This window comes from Paenibacillus sp. FSL H3-0469 (assembly GCF_038051945.1).
Lineage (GTDB): Bacteria > Bacillota > Bacilli > Paenibacillales > Paenibacillaceae > Paenibacillus_AQ.
Genome location: NZ_CP150302.1, coordinates 2117445 through 2135955, shown reverse-complemented (window position 1 = coordinate 2135955; position 18511 = coordinate 2117445). Strand labels below are relative to the sequence as shown.

Genomic DNA, 18511 nt, shown 5'->3' with positions numbered 1-18511 from the left:
CAGTGACGACCATACTTTGAATCGAAATCTTAAATGTATTTTATAGAGAACAAAGGGAGAGAGGGTGGAGCCAGGATGTTATATAGAGACCGTACACAGCCCGTCAAGGAGCGGACAGAGCATCTGCTCGGGTTGATGACGCCGGAAGAGAAGGTCGGCCAGCTGGTGCAGCTGTTCGGATGGCAGACCTATAATCATACAGATGGAACAATAGAACTGACCGAAGATTTCAAGCGCCAGATCCGCGAAGGCGGCGTCGGCGCATTATACGGAACCCTGCGGGCCGATCCCTGGACAGGAGTTACGCTGGAGAGCGGGCTGGATGCACGGGCCGGAGCAGAGGCTGTGAATTCGATTCAGCGTTATGCGCTGGAGCATTCGAGACTTGGTATTCCTCTCCTGATCGGTGAGGAATGCTCGCATGGACACATGGCCATCGGGGCCACGGTATTCCCGGTTCCGCTGCTGATCGGCAGCACCTGGAATGTGGACCTCTACCGGGAGATGTCCCGGGCAGTAGCGCGTGAGACCCGGGCGCAGGGCGGAGCCGTGACCTATTCCCCTGTGCTGGATGTGGTACGTGATCCGCGCTGGGGCCGGACCGAGGAATGCTTCGGGGAAGACCCGTATCTCATCGGCGAATATGCCGTAGCTTCTGTAGAAGGACTACAGGGCGACCGGCTGGACAGCGCGTCCAGTGTGGGCGCAACCCTCAAGCACTTCGTAGCCTATGGCAGCTCAGAGGGCGGCCGGAATGCCGGTCCGGCGCATATCGGCAAGCGCGAGCTGCTGGAAGTCGATATGTACCCGTTCCGCAAAGCGGTGGAAGCGGGAGCGGTCTCCATTATGCCAGCCTATAACGAGATTGACGGCGTGCCTTGCACCACCAATCAGGAGCTGCTGGAGGATATTCTGCGCGGCGAGTGGGGCTTTGGCGGCATGGTCATTACCGATTGCGGTGCGATCGATATGCTGGCCTCGGGCCATGATACGGCAGACAGCGGGGAGGATGCAGCGGTGCAGGCGCTCTCCGCCGGGATTGATATGGAGATGTCCGGCGTTATGTTCGGCGGATATCTGCTTGCGGCGCTGCGCTCCGGGCGGCTCGATGAGAAGCTGGTGGATCAGGCGGCGGCGCGTGTGCTGGAGCTGAAGTTGCGGCTGGGCCTGTTTGAACAGCCGTATGCCGATCCCGATGTGGCAGAGCAGGTAATCGGCAGTGCAGAGCACGCCGGGCTGGCGCGCAGCGTGGCGGCAGAGGGAATTGTGCTGCTGAAGAATAACGGGGTGCTTCCGCTGTCTAAGGACAAGGGGAGGGTTGCGGTTATCGGGCCGAACGCGGATATCGGCTACAATCAGCTTGGCGATTACACCTCTCCGCAGCCGCGTGACCGTGTGGTTACAGTGTTGGCCGGAATACGCGCCAAGCTTGCCGGGCAGCCGGAGCGCGTAGGTTATGCGCCGGGCTGCCGGATCAAGGACAGCTCTACCGAGGGCTTCGAGCTGGCGCGTAAGGTAGCAAGCGAAGCGGATATCATTGTGCTCGCCCTGGGCGGGTCGAGCGCCCGTGACTTCGGTGAAGGCAGCATCGATCTGCGGACCGGAGCCTCGAAGGTCACGGAGAATGCGCTTAGCGATATGGACTGCGGTGAAGGCATCGACCGCATGTCGCTTCATCTGTCCGGTGTTCAGCTGGAGCTGATGAAGGAGCTGAAGGCACTCGGTAAGCCGGTAGTCGTCGTGTATATCAACGGGCGTCCCATTGCTGAACCTTGGATCGATGAGCAGGCAGATGCCATTCTCGAAGCCTGGTATCCAGGGCAGGAAGGCGGCCACGCCATTGCAGATATTCTGTTCGGCGATGTCAATCCGTCCGGCAGGCTGACTCTCTCCCTCCCTGAGGATGTAGGACAACTGCCAGTGTATTACTTAGGCAAACGTTCCCGGGGAGTACGCTATCTGGAAGGGAATTCGCAGCCGCGTTATCCGTTTGGCTTCGGACTCAGCTACACCGAATTCAGCTATAGCGGACTACAGGTCGAGCCTGCGGTGATCGGGACTGACGGAACGGCTGAGGTTACAGTGGAAGTGGAGAATACAGGCTCCCGCAGCGGTGCGGAGGTCGTGCAGCTATATATTTCCGATCTGGTCAGCAAGGTGACTAGACCGGCCAAGGAACTCAAGGGCTTCCGCAAAATCATACTGGAGCCGGGAGAGAAGCAGAAGGTGAGCTTCACACTGAATGCAGAGCATCTGAGCTATATCGGGACGGACTACAAGCTGGTGGTCGAGCCGGGAAGCTTCCGCATCGGTGTCGGCAGGAATGTGAACGATACGCTGGATACTGATCTTGCGGTCATGGAGGACTAAAGATGGAGCAGATAAACATCGAACGCATAAACCGGTTCATTCGGGAATGTTCACAGCAGCAGTGGCTGGAATACCGGGTGCTTGATGACTGGCAGGTCTTCTCCACCATCTACCGGCAGCCGGGCCACTATGACGAAGCACAGCCTTATTCGGGCAGCGAATCGTTCGGGTTGTTTCCGAGCGTGCAAGGCACCACCTATTACTTCCGCACCACCCTGGATATCCCGGCGGACTGGACCGACGCGGACACCGGGCTGATCTTCCACTCCGGCGGCGAAGGGCTGCTGCGTGTGAACGGAGCCTCGCAGCAGGGGATTGACCGCAATCATACTTATGCTTCTCTAAACCCGGAGACGGGCGGCAGACACCCGGAGATTGAGATTGAGCTGTATGATCCGATCCCTGAGCCGGATGATCCGCTGAATAAGCAGGCGGTCATTCAGCCGCCGGTCCGGTCCATCACCGCAGCGCTGGTCAGAGTGAATCTGCCTGTACAGTCGCTGATGTACACAGTGACCGTCATCCGGGATTCGATGCTGCTGTTGCCGGAGCAGGATTTCCGGCGTATCCGCATGCTGGAGGCGCTGCATCAGGCGATGGATGCTTATGTGAATTTGGGGACTGACGTTTCGCAGGCTGGCAAGGGGATAGAGGCGATTGAGCAGGAGCTGGCGGCAAAAGTGAAGGCCATCGGCGGCAACAGCGAGGGCTTCATTCATATGATCGGGCAGTCGCATATCGACATTGCCTGGTTATGGCCTACCCGGGAGACGGTGCGCAAGACCAGCCGGACCTTCTCGACGGTACATGCTCTGATGGAGGAGTACCCGGAATACCGCTATGCCCAGAGCCAGCCGCAGCTGTTCGCTTATCTGAAGGACAATGATCCTGAGCTGTACGCGAAGGTGAAGGCACGGATTCAGGAAGGCCGGTGGGAGCTGGTCGGCGGCATGTGGGTAGAGCCCGATCTGAATATTCCGAGCGGGGAATCGCTGATGCGGCAGATGCTGTACGGACAGCGCTTCTACCAGGAGGAGTTCGGCCAGCAATCCGAGATTGAATGGCTGCCGGACACCTTCGGCTACTGTGCCTCTCTGCCGCAGATCCTGAAGCACGGCAAGGTCCGTTACTTCATGACCACGAAGCTTGGATGGAATGACACGAACCTGTTCCCGTATGATCTGTTCCACTGGGTCGGAATCGACGGGACAGCGCTATTATCCTATATGAACCATGGCGTGAATGAGAATACGCTGCCGAAGGATATCCATGAGCACTGGCAATCCTACCGCCAAAAAGCCGTTCACAGCGAACAAATGCTGCTCTACGGACACGGGGACGGCGGCGGCGGCGTGACGCGGGAGATGCTGGAATACCTGTCGCGTTCAGAGCTTATGGTAGGTCAACCTGCCTCTAGCTACAGCACGGCGGCAGATTTCTTCGCAGGCATCGAGCAGGCTGCACCTGAGCTGCCGGTCTGGCAGGGCGATCTATACCTTGAGCTGCACCGGGGGACCTATACGACCCATGCACGGAACAAGCGCAATAACCGCAAGGCCGAGATTCTGTACCGGGAAGCTGAGCTATGGCAGACGCTGGCTGGACACGGGCTGACACCGCAGCGGAGGGAAGAGGTAGGGGAAGCCCTGCATGAAGGCTGGAAGATGATTCTACTGAACCAGTTCCATGATATTATCCCCGGCTCGTCGATTCCTGAGGTCTATGAGACTTCGGACAAGGAATACAAGAATATCTTCGTCCTTGGGGAGAGCAGCCTGAAGTCCGTGATGGAGGCCGCTGTATCGGATATTGATACCCGTGGAGAGGGGCAGCCTTATGTCATCCTGAACGGACTGGGCTGGACCCGGGATATGGTAGCCGAGCTTGAGGTTGCCGCCGGATTGAAGCTCACTGCTCCGGCCGTCTATGACGGAAACGGAACACAGCTTCCGGCAGAGCTGACTACAGCAGGAAAGCAAACAGTGCTTCGTGTACGGGTGCCGGAGGTTCCGGCATTCGGGTATGCAACCGTGTGGCTGCGGGAAGAGAAGCAGGGGGCGGATGCATCGGATGCAGGCAACAACTCCATCTCTGCGGCAGCCGCAGCTGCATTCGAGAATCGCTGGGAGACCGGCTATTACCGGCTCCAGTTCAACGGGCTGGGCGAGATCATCAGCCTGTACGATAAGGAAGCCGGGCGCGAGATTGTGAAGTCCGGGGAAGCGCTGAACCGGCTGCATTTCTTCCATGACCGTCCGATTCTCTGGGATGCCTGGGATATCGACAGCCGTTATGAGGAGCAACCTGCCGGAGCGGCGGTCCTGCTGGAGAAGCGGCTGCTGTCCACAGGTCCTGTCTGCGATGTATTGTTCTTCCGCTGGAGTCTAGGCCAATCGGAAATCCAGCAGGAGCTGATCCTGTACCACACCGACAAGCGGATCGACTTCAAGACACAGGTCCAGTGGCACGAAGCCCACAAGCTGCTGAAGGTTGGCTTCCCGATTGATGTAGTGACCAGCAAGGCGACGTATGAGATTCCGTTCGGCGCACTGGAGCGGACCACGCACCGCAACACCAGCTGGGAGCAGGCACAGTACGAGGTCTGCGGGCACCGGTATGCCGATGTGTCGGAGCATGATTATGGCGTCAGCCTGCTGAACGACTGTAAATACGGCTATGACACGCAGGGCAGCACCATCCGTCTGTCCCTGCTGCGCGCACCGCGCTGGCCGGATCATTCGGCCGATCAGGGAGAGCATGAATTCACCTATTCGCTCTACCCGCATACCGGAGACTGGCGTTCAGCCCATACCCAGCGCAAGGCCGCTGAGCTGAATCACGCATCCTACGCGGTAGGCTGCGAGGCAAGTGCAGGGCAGCATCCGTCGACCGGCTCCTTCCTTCCTTATGAAGGGAAGCAAGTGGTGCTCGATACCGTCAAGCTGGCGGAAGACGGACGCGGCAGCATCCTGCGGCTGTATGAATCCGCCGGTGGACGCGAGACCGTGCGGATCAGCTGGCCGCTGCCGCACGCTGGTATCTATCTGTCCAATGCGCTAGAGGAAGAGACCGAGCTGCTGCCGGATGAAGACGGCGTACTGACGCTAGACTTCCATCCGTTTGAGATAAAGACGATTAAGATTATTCATGCTGAATAGAAACAAATGGGGGCTGAGCGTAAGGTCCAATTAAGCCAATCTCAACTCTCACTCCCATCAAGAAATTCAGCTTCTAAACTATAGATCAAGCGATAAGGAGACTACTACCTTGGAACAATTCAGACTTCCCCGCATCGAGATGCCGGAGCTAACGCTGCCGTCATCCATTCAGGCCGTGCTGGCCGACGCCGAAGCGAAGCTGGCCCACCGGCCTAAGCTGCAGCGGCTGTTCCGCAACTGCTTCCCGAATACACTAGAGACCACTACAAAGCTGCTAGATGACGGAACTACCTTTGTCATTACGGGGGATATTCCTGCTTGCTGGCTGCGCGATTCGGTGGAGCAGGTCATTCATTATGTGCCTTTTGCCGCGGAAGATGCTGACCTGCAGCGGATTATCGGCGGGCTGATCAAGCGCCATACGGAGTATGTGCTGATCGATCCTTACGCCAACGCGTTCAATGAATCGGCCAACGACTGGCACTGGAACGCCGCAGATGTGACGGAGATGTCGCCTTGGGTGTGGGAGCGCAAATTCGAAATCGACTCGCTGTGCTTTGTGATCCGGCTGGCCCATGCTTACTGGGAAGAGACGAAACAGACCGATTTCTTCACCTCTGATTTCAAAAAAATGCTCCGCGTCATCACCGATCTGTTCAAGCGCGAGCAGCATCATGCGGAAGAGTCCCCTTACCGCTTCACCCGGAACAACGGGATTATGGAGGATTCCATCCGTAACGGCGGCTTAGGGATGCCTGTGAATTACACTGGCATGATCTGGTCCGGCTTCCGTTCCAGCGATGATGCCTGTGACTTCCATTACAACATCCCGGGGAACATGTTCGCCGTGGTGGCGCTGCGGCAGATGCAGGATTTTGCCGAGTGGGTCTTCCGGGACCTGGATTTCCTGGCTGAGCTGAAAGAACTGGAGCAGGAGGTCGATCACGGCATCAAGCTGTACGGCACCTACCGCCACCCGGAATTCGGGCCGATCTACGCCTATGAGACCGACGGTTATGGCAATTACAGTCTGATGGATGATGCCGGAACGCCGGGCCTGATGTCCATTCCGTACCTGGGCTATCTGAACAATGACGATCCGGTCTACCAGAATACGAGACGCTTCGCACTAAGCAAGGAGAATCCGTTCTACTTCGAGGGCAAGGCTGCAAAAGGAATCGGGAGTCCGCACACCCCTCCCGGCTATATCTGGCATATGGCCTTGTCGATGCAGGGCATCACGGCTGACAGCAAGGAAGAACGGCTGGCGGTGATCGCCATGCTGGAAGCGACCGATGCTGACACCGGCTATATGCATGAAGGCTTCCACGCCGACGATCCGTCTGTGTTCACCCGCAAGTGGTTCGCCTGGTCGAACAGCCTGTTCTCGCAGTTGATCCTGCGGGCACTGAAGGAAGGCATTCTCTAAATATTGAACTAAAACATTAAAGTTTAAGGAAAAGTGGCGGAGGGGAATTTTGGAACTGGAGGAGCGATAGCGTCCGCCTTTGTATGCGGATTTCCACCGCGAATAGCGGTATAAAATCAAGAAATCTGCATACAACAGTGGCCGGAAGTCCAAAACTTCTCTGGAGTCACGGCTAATCCATAACATGAAAATCATAAGTTCAATTTAAATATTTTTCACAGATAAAGGAGACCTGATCATGAGTACAATTATTGGAGAAGCACTACCGAACATCCCTTGGCAGGAGAAGCCTGAGGGCACGAATTCGCCGGTATGGAGATATTCCGCCAACCCGATCATTCCGCGCAACGCCATTCCGAACTCGAACAGTGTGTTCAACTCGGCAGTCATTCCGTTTGAAGGCGGCTTCGCAGGGGTGTTCCGCTGTGATTCGCGGTCGGTCAGCATGGATATCTTCGCGGGCTTCAGTGAAGACGGCGTGAACTGGAAGATCAACCACGAGCCGATCGTATTCGAGGGCGATGAAGAGATCACCAAGCGCGAATACCGCTATGATCCGCGTGTCTGCAAGATCGACGACCGGTATTATGTGTCCTGGTGCAACGGCTACCACGGCCCAACAATTGGACTGGCGTATACATTCGATTTCAAAACCTTCCACCAGCTGGAAAATGCCTTCCTGCCGTATAACCGGAACGGGGTGCTGCTTCCGCGCAAGATCGGCGGCAACTATGCAATGCTCAGCCGTCCGAGTGATACCGGGCATACGCCGTTTGGCGATATTTTTTACAGTGAGAGTCCTGACCTGACCTTCTGGGGCAAGCACCGCTATGTGATGGGTACGGTTGACGGTGACGCTTCGGCGTGGCAGTCCAAGAAGATTGGTCCTGGACCGATTCCGATTGAAACGGACAAGGGCTGGCTGCTGATCTATCACGGCGTTATCAACACCTGCAACGGGTTCGTCTACCGCATGGGGGTAGCGCTGCTGGATCTGGATCAGCCTTGGAAGGTAAAAGCGCGTTCGCGCAACTACATCCTCGGCCCGGAAGAGCTATATGAATGTGTGGGCGATGTGCCGAACGTGACGTTCCCTTGCGCGGCACTGACCGATGCGGCTACCGGACGGATTGCCATCTACTACGGCTGTGCGGATACGGTGACGGGGCTGGCCTTCACGACGGTGGATGAGCTGATCAGCTATATGGATGAATATCCGCTGGAGATTGAGGGGTAACTGGTTATGACCAAACAACAGACGGCACATATTATCTCGCATACGCACTGGGACCGGGAATGGTATCTGCCTTATGAGCGCCATCACATCCGGCTGATTCAGCTCGTGGATACACTTCTGGACACGCTGGAGCAGAACCCGGACTTCCGCAGCTTTTTCTTCGACGGGCAGACGATTATCATCGAGGATTATCTGCAGGTCCGTCCGGAGAACCGGGAGCGGCTGGTACGGCATATCCGGGAGGGACGGATCTTCATCGGCCCTTGGTATATTCTGCAGGATGCATTCCTGACCAGCCCGGAAGCCAATGTGCGTAACTTACAGCTGGGACATCAGGATGCGGCAGTCTATGGGGAAGTGTCCAAAATCGGTTATTTCCCGGACACCTTTGGCCTGACCGGACAGATTCCGCAGCTTATGCAGCAGGCCGGTATTACCAACGCCTTCTTCGGGCGCGGCGTGAAGCCGACGGGCTTCAACAATATGGTCTCCGATGACGGCTATGAATCCTCGTTCTCGGAGCTGGTCTGGGAAGGGCCGGACGGCTCGCAGGTGCTGGGCATCCTCTTCGCCAACTGGTATTCCAACGGGAATGAAGTTCCGGTCGAGCTTGAGGAGGCCAGCCGCTTCTGGGAGCGCAAGCTGGGCGATGCCCGGCAGTACGCAGCGACTGATCAGCTGCTGTTCATGAACGGCTGCGATCACCAGCCGCTGCAGACCGACTTGCCGGAGGCGATCCGCACGGCAGAGAAGCTGCACCCGGAGGTCGCCTTCGTTCACTCGAACTTCCCGGAGTACATCAAGGCAGTGGAAGCTTCATTGGCTGGCCGCAGCCTGTCCACGGTGAAGGGCGAACTGCGGAGCCAGCGCACGGACGGCTGGGGAACGCTGGTTAATACCGCTTCCGCCCGGGTATACCTGAAGCAGCTCAACCAGCGCGGCCAGGCCATGCTGGAAAAGGTGGCCGAGCCGCTGGCGGTTATCGCCAAGCTGCATGGCGGCGAGTATCCGCAGCATCTGCTGGATTATGCGTGGAAGACGCTGCTGCAGAACCATCCACATGATTCCATCTGCGGCTGCAGCGTGGATGAGGTGCACCGCGAGATGGTCACCCGCTTCGACAAGAGCTATCACACGGCCGAAGGCATCGTGGCGGATAGTATGCAGGCGATCACCGCAGCGGTCGACACCTCCGGCTTCGCCGCTTACGGCGAAGAGGCGCTTCCGCTCGTGGTGACGAATACCAGCGGCTGGAGCCGCACCGGTACGGTGACCGTTGAGCTGGATGCTGCCCGCCAGTATCTGCGCGACGGGCTGCCTCTTGAAGAGAATGCCCGGCTGATGAAGGCTGTGGAGCTGGCCGGACGGGTACTGGTCGATGAACAAGGCCAGCCGGTTCCTTGTACGGTGGAGGATCTCGGCCTGTCCTTCGGCTACGACCTGCCGGATGACCGCTTCCGCCAGCCGTATAGCTGCCGCAAGGTGCGGCTGACCTTCGAGGCGGCGGATGTGTCTGCCCTGGGGCTGCGCACCTATGCCTGGGTTCGCCCTGTTGCAGCTGATGCTGCCGGAAAAGAAGTCTCTTCGCTGGTTCAAGGCGCACGCGTACTGGAGAACGACACGCTGCGGGTCGAGGTTATGGCTGACGGTTCCTTCACGCTGGAGCATAAGCCTAGCGGCAAAGTCTACCGAGACCTCGGTGTCTACGAGAATACTGGTGACATCGGGAATGAATATATGTACAGACAGCCTGCGGGTGAAGTACCGCTGACGACTCTGGGGCTTGACGCGCAGATCGCTGTCATTGAAGATACGCCATACCGCGCTTCCATCGAAATCGCCCATGCCTGGGAGATCCCGGCTTCGGCCGATGCCCTGCTGGAAGAAGAGCAGCGGGCACTGGTCTATTACCCGGAACGGCAGGCTAAGCGTAGTGCGGCTACTGTTACCCTTAAGCTGCGGACGGTCTTGAGATTGGAGCGCAACGGCAAGGGATTGGAAGTAAAGAGCTTCATAGATAACACGGCTAAAGACCACCGTCTGCGGATGCTTTTCCCGGCGGATCTGGCTGCAGTCTCGCACAGTGTTGATTCGATGTTCGAGCTGGCGGAACGTCCGAATGAGCCGGCAACGGAATGGCAGAATCCGAGCAATGCGCAGCATCAGCAGTGCTTCGTGGATGTTGCCGGGGAGAATGCAGGCCTGACAGTCGCTAATCTCGGACTACACGAATACGAGATTCTGCGGGACGGACGCAATACCATCGCCGTGACATTGCTCCGCAGTGTCGGCGAGATGGGCGACTGGGGCTGGTTCCCTACACCGGAAGCCCAGTGCCTGGGAGAACAGACTGCAGACATGCTGCTCCTGCCGCATAGCGGGGATGCCGTAACCTCCGGTGCCGCTGCCGCTGCTTACCAGTTCCAGATTCCGTGGACCTGCGCGCAGGCAGAGGTTCATGCAGGAACGATTCCCGCCGTGTATTCGGCTGTCCGCTGGAGTGGCGAGACCGCTGCCTTCTCCTCTATGAAGCTGAACAAGGAACGCGGCGATGTGTTGCTCCGCTGGTTCAACCTGACGGCTGAGCCTTGCGAGCTGGGGCTGGAATCCGCGCTGCCGGTTGCTGCCTTCTATACTTCGAATGTGCTGGAAGCAGAAGGTGAAGAGCTTCAGACTGAAGGAGATGCTTCGCTCAAGCTGCCGCTTGGCGGACATCAGATTACAACGGTCGGCCTCCGGCTGCGCTGATCCACGCGAAGAAGGGAGAGGTGTGAGGTATGGATATGGATAAGAATGAACCATTAGAGCGGCGCACCTCCAATAACGGCCCGCTCACCAGTGTACAGCAGCAGATTGCGGCGGCATCCGGGGGACAATGGCGGCTGTCTGCCGGGTCCAAAACCCGGATTGTGGACAATGCCAGAGCGGATAATAACAGTGTTCTGAACGAAACGGTCTTCATTGTTCTGGGGGAATACGCGGGTATTCTGACACCTGCTGACAGGATCATCCCTGTTGTTCATGGAGAAACGGAGACACCTGCTTCGGGCGATATCGTCATTGAACTGACGGGTGATGAAGCTGCGGGAGACTTGGACAGTCAGGAAACTTACGTCATTGACATCGGGGCCTGTGCGAAGATCACCGCCTCAAGTGAACGTGCGTTGATGTATGGTCTGCGGACGCTGTTGCAGAGACTGGCGGCAGACGGCTTCGTTCCTTATGGTAGAGTGACCGATTATCCCGTAATGCCTGAGCGGGCGCTGCATATTGACATCGGCCGCAAGTTCTACAGCGAGGATTGGATTACGGAGCGGATCAGAGAAATGTCCCGGCTCCGGCTCAATACATTGCAGCTGCATTTCTCCGAGAATGAGGGCTTCCGGCTGATGAGCGAAAGCCATCCTGAGGTGGTGTCGGAGCAAGCTTTAACCAAGCAGGAGATGAAGGCGATTATCCTTGAGGCACAGCGTTATCATGTGGATATCATACCTTCATTGGATTCACCGGGGCATCTGGGACAGGCCCTCCGGACGCACCCAGAGTGGCTGCTCAAGGATGCAGCAGGCAATCCGGCACCGGGTGCGCTGGATATTACGAATCCGGCAGCCCGCCAGTTTGTGCTGGAACTGATCGACGAATATGCCGAGTTATTTGCCGGCAGCCGATTTTTTCATATCGGCGGGGATGAATTCATTAACTTTGCGGAGTTCGATAAGTATCCGCAGCTCGCGGAGTATGCCCGGAATGTGTTGAACATCAGCGGCGGCACGGGTGTGGACACGTATATTGATTACCTTAATGAAGTCGCTGAACATTTGGAGTCGATGGGCTGGACGGTCCGCGCCTGGAATGATGGCCTGTACCGTGCGGATCAGACCCAGCGGGTCGCGCCCAAGCCGTCTATTCAGATCACATATTGGACGAAGTGGCACCCGATGATGGCCCCGGTGGAGGACATCCTCGCCAAGGGGCATCAGGTGATCAACTACAACGACGGCTACTTGTATTACGTGCTGGGCGAACATGCAGGCTACACTTATCCGACAGCCGAGAAAATCCGCGCCTCCTGGCATCCCGGACTGTTCCCGAACCGCACCGGTGAAGCCAAACAGGAATACACGGGAGCCTACCCGCGCGAACTGGTCGGCACCACCTTCTCCATCTGGAGCGACAAGCCGGAGGCACAGACCGAAGCGGAAGTGGCCGCAGGCCTCCGCGGCCCGCTGCGGGCGATGGCGGAGCTGGCTTGGCTGGGGAAGCAAGATGCGGCTGAGTAGATGGCTGAATAAATGGCTTGGCTGAGTAGACAACAGAATAGACAAATTGTATAGCTTTTTATGATTGCAGCAACGGATATCGTCCGCTTTAGGGCGAGGTTCGTTGCTGTTTTTTTTGTATGTCATCGAAAAACCGAACACATTGGGCGTGTCGGAGGTGCGTGGTCCAAATGTAATCGAAAAACCGACTACATTTGGACCACGCATAGCATCCACGCACCGGGTGTATGCGTTTTGATTAAGGTAGCATAAATTGAACATGCCATCACGATGTGTAATGATAATGGCGGGTGATAAATGATGGAGGATAACCAAGTGTCAACCGGCGTGAATAAGGTAAGCAAACAGGGCGGGGCACGCAGAGGTGCCGGCCGCAAACCAATCGGTGTTACGCGCAAAATCTCGCTGACGTTGCCGCAGGAAGTTTGGAATGAAATTGACCGTAGCTGCGGCAGAGGTGACTATTCCGTCTCTGAGGTGCTGCGGTCGATCATTGAAGACAGTCTGCACAAGGCAGATCTGCTATGAAGGGACGGGGCGAAGGGTGGTTGTTGAGTCCGGGATACATAGAGGTTGAAGGCGGAGTGTTGTTCCATCAGCGCAGAGGCAGCGGCGAAACGATCGTATTTATCCATGGCAATTATAATGACCACCGGATATGGGAGGAGCAGATGGAGAGGTTCTCCACCAGCTACGATGTTATCGGCTATGATCTGCGGGGCTACGGACATTCGGACACTCCCCGCGCTTCGTTCTCTCATGTAGAGGACCTGAAGCTGCTGCTGGACACCCTTGGCCTCACAAAAGTAACTCTAGTTGGTTCATCCCTGGGCGGCAGCGTAGCCACCGATTTCACGCTGGTCTATCCAGGCTATGTGGACCGCCTCATTCTGGCAGCCCCTTCGGTCAGCGGCCGCAGCTATCCCGCCAGGATGCTATGGCAGGGGATCAAACAGCATATTCAGGTCAGGCTGAAGGGTGCTGAACAAGCTATTGACCATTTTATCGCTAATTCTTATTGGGACTATTACTTCCCTGCGGCAACAAAAGAAAAGGCCAGACAGAAAACGATAGACAATGTGCGGAATCCCGGCAACTTCTGTCGGTTCCCTCCAAGCCTATCGCGCGTCCCCAAGCCTTATGCCATTCATAGATTAGCGGAGATTGCTCAACCAGTTCTTATCCTCATTGGCGCATTGGACCACCCATACAATAGAGAGACCGCAGAAATTCTGCACAAAGGCATCAGACGTTCCACGAAAATAATATTCCCGGACGGCCGCCACCTGCCTTTTATAGAAGAACCTGAGAAGTTCTCTGCGCTGACTGTAGAATTTCTGCGGGATAATCATAATGCCTAAATATCTTAAATTCACATTCTATTAATTTATGCTAACATAATACTCAAAAAAGACAGGCGGTGCAGGTGTGCAGAACATCAAAGTCTATCATTACGATGCATTCAGCAGTATTCCGAACAAAGGGAACCCGGCAGGGGTTGTCTTGGACAGCGAGGGTCTTACAGAGCAGCAAATGCAGGAGATTACAGCGAAGGTGGGTTTCAATGAGACGGCGTTTCCGTTAAAATCCAACCAGGCGGATCTCAGAATCCGTTATTTCACCCCGGGGCATGAGATGAATCTCTGCGGTCACGGGACCATGGCGTTGTTGTATGCCCTGAAGACCAAGGGGATGCTGGGGGACAAAAAAGAGTTAACCATCGAGACCAAGGCAGGAGTTTTGCCTATCCGCATCACAGAAGATAGCGGCGAACTCTATATGAAGATGAGGCAGGCCAGTCCGCAGTTTGAAGCTTTTAAAGGATCACTTGAGGACTTGGCCCGCCCGCTCGGCCTTGAGCCCGGTGATATTGATCAGACCCTGCCGACCATGTACGGCAGCACTGGAACGTGGACCTTACTGGTCCCGATTACAAGCCTTGATGCCTTCACCCGGATGCAGCCTGACAACAAGCGGTTTCCAGAGGTGCTGAAGGAGATGCCCCGCTCGTCCATTCACCCGTTCTGCCTGGAGACGAATGATCCTGAGGCGCATATGCATGCCCGCCATTTCTCCTCCCCCTTCTCAGGGACTATTGAGGACCCGGTTACAGGCACAGCCTCTGGGGTGATGGGGGCTTATTATTCCAGGTACATCGGCGGACAAGCCCCCTCCTTCGAGCTGCTGATCGAGCAGGGCCAAGAGATCGGCAGGGACGGCAGAGTCAGAGTGTCCGTGTCGGACAACGGCAATACTATAGAAGTGACGGGCAACGCCGTTTATGTGAATGAATTTGATGTGACTCTGTGATCTCCCTTATTCCTGCGATTTGTCAGTTTTCCCCCTTGCCATAATGTAATCCCGCCTGATAGGCCTGTTCCAGCAACGCCTCACGGTGTCCGGGTGCGGAACTCGCAGTATCGTAGAGGAATTCTACTCTGGAGTCCGTGATTCCGCAATAATCGGCAATTCCCACGTTAAGCAGACGGGCGGTTGCTTCATCATAGCTGCGCTTTTTCATCTGCGCCTCTGTTACGCCTGCCAGCGCCAGCCACAGTGCACGATAACCATGCAGATTATTTGTACCGTAGGCAACCCTGTTGTTCACCACCCGGTCGATATACCCCTTCAGCATGGCCGGCAGATGCCACCACCACAGCGGAAACACAAATGCCAGGCCGTCATGCTGCCGCAACCGCTCCATTTCCCGCTCTAATTCAGGAGAATAGGGCTGTTCCTGTTCACCTGCGGTCATATGGAGTTCCTCCATTCCTTGCAGAACAGGGTTAAACCCAATCCCATGTAAATCCAATATCTCATAGCCGTGTCCGGCTGCGGTAAGCCCCTCTGCGAAACGGCGGGCAGCCTGGAAGGTCAGGGAATCCTGTCTCGGGTGTGATACGACGATTAATATGCTCATGCTGGTATCTTCACTACCTTTCTTAACAGCAGGTTTGTAGCCATGTTCCTTGGCTGATGCTATTATATACAGGAATAAAATAATGCGGAAGTACGCACTTTGCTGTTCTATAGGAAGGTGTATGTTCCATAGGAACATTGAGGTACCCTACATAACGGAGGCAGAAGCAATGACTGAACAGAGTGACGATAGCGTTCCCAAAAAGTATAGAGTCGGCGTGGAGGCGGCGCTCGAAGTGATGGGCGGCAAGTGGAAGCCGTTAATTATCTACCATCTGATGACCGGACAGAAGCGTACCTCCGAGCTGCTGCGGCTCATTCCGGGCATCACCCAGAAAGTGCTGACCGCCCAGTTAAGAGGCCTGGAGAACGATGAGATTATCTCGCGGACCATCTATCAGGAGATTCCACCCAGAGTGGAGTATGAGCTGACGGCCTACGGATGGGGGCTGAAGCCCGCGCTGGACCTGTTATGCTACTGGGGAGAGGAGCACCTGGACAGGATTCATGGCGACAGGTCCAAGGTGCTGGAGGACTTTTAGGCAGCAGAGAGAGACAGAGAGGAAAGGGGAAAGAGCATGGAGTTTGCAAGTCTAACCACAGTCGTCACCCTCATTAACATCATTCTGGCCCTGGGCTTTCTGTTCATTGAGCGCAGGGAGGCCGGGTATACCTGGGCCTGGCTGATGGTGCTGTTTTTCATCCCGATTCTGGGATTTGTCTTGTATATCTTTTTCGGGCGCAATCTCAAAAAGAAGAATTTCTACAAGCTCTTCATCGAAGAGCAGGAATATGTCCAGGCTGAAGCGGACAAGCAGCTGGCAGCTTTTGCGGAAGGGGCGGATGACAGGTCGCAGCTGCTGCAGAACTATGCCCAGCTCATCAACATGAATATCCGCTCGTCGCACGGCTTGTTATCTAACGATAATGATATTGTCATTTACAGTGACGGCCACCAGAAGTTCGCCGCGTTGTTCGAGGATATCCGCTCAGCCCGCGCAGAGATCAATATTCAGTACTACATCATTCAGCCGGACGCTCTGGGCAAGCAGCTGAGGGATGAATTAACCCGAAAGGCGCGGGAAGGGGTGAAGGTGCGGCTGTTATATGATGAGGTGGGATCGAAGCGGATTTCGCGGCATTTTTTCAGAGAGTTGCGTGCAGCAGGGGGCGAGGTTGAAGTGTTCTTCCCGTCCCTGATCAAGCCGCTGAACTTCCGGATCAACAACAGGAATCACCGCAAGCTGTGCATTATTGACGGAAGCATTGCCTATATCGGCGGGTTCAACGTGGGGGATGAGTATCTGGGGCAGGTTCCGAAGTTCGGCTATTGGCGGGACACTCATCTCCGGATTACCGGTAACGCCGTCAGCCATATCCAGGGCAGATTCATCCTCGACTGGCATCAGGCCGGGAAGCATGAGCGCGGAGATTACGGGGAATTCGTCTTCAACATGGAGCAGCATACAGGGACAAGCCCGGTCCAGATCATTACCAGCGGCCCCAATTCGTCGACGGAGCATCTTAAGAACATGTATATTAAGCTGATTCTGTCAGCCAAGGAGAGCGTGTATATCCAGACCCCTTACTTCATACCGGACACAAGCTTCATGGATGCCTGCAAAATCGCCCTGCTCTCCGGGGTGGATCTGCAGATCATGATCCCTAACAAGCCTGACCATCCGTTCGTGTATTGGGCCACCTGGGCGTATGCCGGAGATCTGCTGAATTACGGGGCCAAAATCCTGCTCTACGAGAACGGCTTCCTGCACGCCAAAACGATTGTCGCAGACGGGGAGGTTGCCTCTGTCGGGACGATGAATATTGATTCACGCAGCTTCCGGCTGAACTTCGAAGTCAATGCCATTGTGTATGACCGGGCGATTGCCGAACAGCTCCAGGACATTTTCCTGAATGATGTCAAACTGTGCTCGGAGCTGACCGTGGAGCGTTATGCGCAGCGCTCGCTGGTAATTAAGCTGAAAGAGGGGATTTCCCGGCTGCTGTCACCTATTCTGTAAGAAGACTGGTGATGCAGCCGTACCTATAAAAGGAGGAATGACAGATGGGGATGCTGGGCCAATACGTGATGGTGGATGAGGATACACTGGAGCGGATGATGGAGATGGACGGGGCGGAGCTGATGGATACGCTGGAGAAGCTGATTGAAGGCGGGAGTGAACACTACGATATCGACAAGCTGTGGGAGGAACTGCATCTCGCGCTAACCGGAGTCTCAGCCAGTGAGCCTATCGAAGGCGATCCGTTAAGTGAAGCGGTTGTCGGCGTCCATGTGTTTGAGGTGGAAGAGGAGGACGGGTTCTTCGCGTGCACGGAGCAGGATGAACTGGAAGATATTATTGCAGCGATGCAGCAGGTGGATTTAGATACGCTGGAGACAGGTGACCTTGAAGAGGCGCTAAGGCAGCAGGTGACAAGTGAGTTTACCGGACTTCTGGACTTTTACCGGAGGGCAGCGGCTGCCGGGAAGCATGTTATTTTCAGTGTGGCTTGAATTATCCTCCTTATATAGCTCACAGAAACGGTACTGTCCTTGTTACAAGGAGGTACCGTTTCTGCATAGGAGTGGGGGGTTACGGCTGCAATTTTTTCTGAAGATAATATTTCGTCTGGCCTTCATTCGGACAGTCCTTGATTTCACCGAAGATCTCATACCCCTGCTTCTGATAAAAATGCGGTGCCTGCCAGCTCATCGTTGTCAATTCGCTAACCTTACAGCCGTGCCCCGCTGCTCTGGCTTCCAGCTCCTTCAGCAGAGTTCCGCCGAGTCCATGCCCCCTGTATCCGGGATCAACGGCCAGTAAGTGCACGTTCAGGATATTCCAGACCAGTTCCCCGGTAATGCCGCCAACGAAGATACCGTTCTCGTAAGCGGCGAGGGGGATTACCTCACGTTGATAAGGCGGAATGCTGCTGTCCATGCGGCGGCTGTGTTCCTCCAGGAGCCTGGAGATTTCCTGCTGATTCTGAGCAAGGTCCAATTCTATAATGTTCATGGGTATGCCTCCTTAGGATCTGAATTCAATGATAGCCATTATATCAAAATAGAGCCTGCGGACGATGCGCAGGCTCTATTCGTACAGGGAGAACGGCGGGA

14 protein-coding genes are annotated in these 18511 nt (G+C 55.8%); 12 read left to right on the top strand and 2 right to left on the bottom strand.

Going from position 1 to position 18511, the window contains the following annotated elements:
- Window positions 1–75 precede the first annotated feature (75 nt).
- From NSS83_RS09425 to NSS83_RS09385, 9 genes are all read left to right on the top strand, one after another.
- Window positions 76–2370, top strand: coding sequence for a glycoside hydrolase family 3 N-terminal domain-containing protein (locus NSS83_RS09425; RefSeq protein WP_341348100.1), 2295 nt, complete (start codon window positions 76–78; stop codon window positions 2368–2370).
- 17 nt (window positions 2371–2387) lie between these two features.
- Window positions 2388–5528, top strand: a complete 3141-nt coding sequence (locus NSS83_RS09420) for an alpha-mannosidase (protein WP_341348719.1) — start codon at window positions 2388–2390, stop codon at window positions 5526–5528.
- A gap of 109 nt (window positions 5529–5637) precedes the next feature.
- Complete coding sequence (locus NSS83_RS09415; RefSeq protein ID WP_341184691.1) at window positions 5638–6957, top strand: glycoside hydrolase family 125 protein; 1320 nt, start codon at window positions 5638–5640, stop codon at window positions 6955–6957.
- 238 nt (window positions 6958–7195) lie between these two features.
- Complete coding sequence (locus tag NSS83_RS09410; RefSeq protein ID WP_036731574.1) at window positions 7196–8194, top strand: glycoside hydrolase family 130 protein; 999 nt, start codon at window positions 7196–7198, stop codon at window positions 8192–8194.
- A gap of 6 nt (window positions 8195–8200) precedes the next feature.
- Complete coding sequence (locus NSS83_RS09405) at window positions 8201–10942, top strand: alpha-mannosidase (protein WP_341348099.1); 2742 nt, start codon at window positions 8201–8203, stop codon at window positions 10940–10942.
- A 29-nt stretch (window positions 10943–10971) separates the two neighbouring features.
- The gene (locus NSS83_RS09400) at window positions 10972–12474 is read left to right on the top strand and encodes a glycoside hydrolase family 20 protein (RefSeq protein ID WP_341348098.1); all 1503 of its coding nucleotides are present in this window, start codon (window positions 10972–10974) and stop codon (window positions 12472–12474) included.
- 315 nt (window positions 12475–12789) lie between these two features.
- Window positions 12790–13002: a hypothetical protein gene (locus tag NSS83_RS09395; RefSeq protein ID WP_341184694.1), complete on the top strand. Its 213-nt coding sequence runs from the start codon at window positions 12790–12792 to the stop codon at window positions 13000–13002.
- A gap of 23 nt (window positions 13003–13025) precedes the next feature.
- Window positions 13026–13835 (top strand): alpha/beta hydrolase, encoded by an 810-nt coding sequence (locus tag NSS83_RS09390; protein WP_341348097.1) that lies wholly within the window; start codon window positions 13026–13028, stop codon window positions 13833–13835.
- Window positions 13836–13902: 67 nt separating this feature from the next.
- The gene (locus NSS83_RS09385; protein WP_341348096.1) at window positions 13903–14784 is read left to right on the top strand and encodes a PhzF family phenazine biosynthesis protein; all 882 of its coding nucleotides are present in this window, start codon (window positions 13903–13905) and stop codon (window positions 14782–14784) included.
- 22 nt (window positions 14785–14806) lie between these two features.
- Here NSS83_RS09385 and NSS83_RS09380 read toward each other — a convergent pair whose 3' ends face one another.
- On the bottom strand, window positions 14807–15394 hold the full coding sequence (locus NSS83_RS09380) for an NAD(P)H oxidoreductase (protein WP_341348095.1): 588 nt from the start codon (window positions 15392–15394) through the stop codon (window positions 14807–14809).
- Window positions 15395–15563: 169 nt separating this feature from the next.
- Here NSS83_RS09380 and NSS83_RS09375 point away from each other — a divergent pair, with 169 nt between their 5' ends.
- The 3 genes from NSS83_RS09375 to NSS83_RS09365 are packed head-to-tail and all read left to right on the top strand — an operon-like array spanning window position 15564 to window position 17908.
- Complete coding sequence (locus NSS83_RS09375; RefSeq protein WP_341184698.1) at window positions 15564–15935, top strand: helix-turn-helix domain-containing protein; 372 nt, start codon at window positions 15564–15566, stop codon at window positions 15933–15935.
- Between the two features lie 36 nt (window positions 15936–15971).
- Entirely contained in the window at window positions 15972–17414 is a 1443-nt protein-coding gene (cls, locus tag NSS83_RS09370) for a cardiolipin synthase (protein ID WP_341184699.1), read from the top strand.
- 44 nt (window positions 17415–17458) lie between these two features.
- Window positions 17459–17908 carry a DUF1877 family protein gene (locus NSS83_RS09365; RefSeq protein WP_341348094.1) on the top strand — a complete coding sequence of 150 codons (450 nt, stop codon included), beginning with the start codon at window positions 17459–17461 and terminating at the stop codon, window positions 17906–17908.
- Between the two features lie 79 nt (window positions 17909–17987).
- Here the strand turns inward: NSS83_RS09365 and NSS83_RS09360 are convergent, their stop codons facing one another.
- Entirely contained in the window at window positions 17988–18410 is a 423-nt protein-coding gene (locus NSS83_RS09360) for a GNAT family N-acetyltransferase (RefSeq protein ID WP_341348093.1), read from the bottom strand.
- Between the last annotated feature and the right edge of the window lie 101 nt (window positions 18411–18511).

Coding starts and splice junctions, on each gene's coding strand:
- NSS83_RS09425 (WP_341348100.1), top strand. CDS start 76: ATGTTATATAGAGACCGTACACAGCCCGTCAAGGAGCGGACAGAGCAT.
- NSS83_RS09410 (WP_036731574.1), top strand. CDS start 7,196: ATGAGTACAATTATTGGAGAAGCACTACCGAACATCCCTTGGCAGGAG.
- NSS83_RS09405 (WP_341348099.1), top strand. CDS start 8,201: ATGACCAAACAACAGACGGCACATATTATCTCGCATACGCACTGGGAC.
- NSS83_RS09400 (WP_341348098.1), top strand. CDS start 10,972: ATGGATATGGATAAGAATGAACCATTAGAGCGGCGCACCTCCAATAAC.
- NSS83_RS09380 (WP_341348095.1), bottom strand. CDS start 15,394: ATGAGCATATTAATCGTCGTATCACACCCGAGACAGGATTCCCTGACC.
- NSS83_RS09375 (WP_341184698.1), top strand. CDS start 15,564: ATGACTGAACAGAGTGACGATAGCGTTCCCAAAAAGTATAGAGTCGGC.
- cls (WP_341184699.1), top strand. CDS start 15,972: ATGGAGTTTGCAAGTCTAACCACAGTCGTCACCCTCATTAACATCATT.
- NSS83_RS09365 (WP_341348094.1), top strand. CDS start 17,459: ATGGGGATGCTGGGCCAATACGTGATGGTGGATGAGGATACACTGGAG.
- NSS83_RS09360 (WP_341348093.1), bottom strand. CDS start 18,410: ATGAACATTATAGAATTGGACCTTGCTCAGAATCAGCAGGAAATCTCC.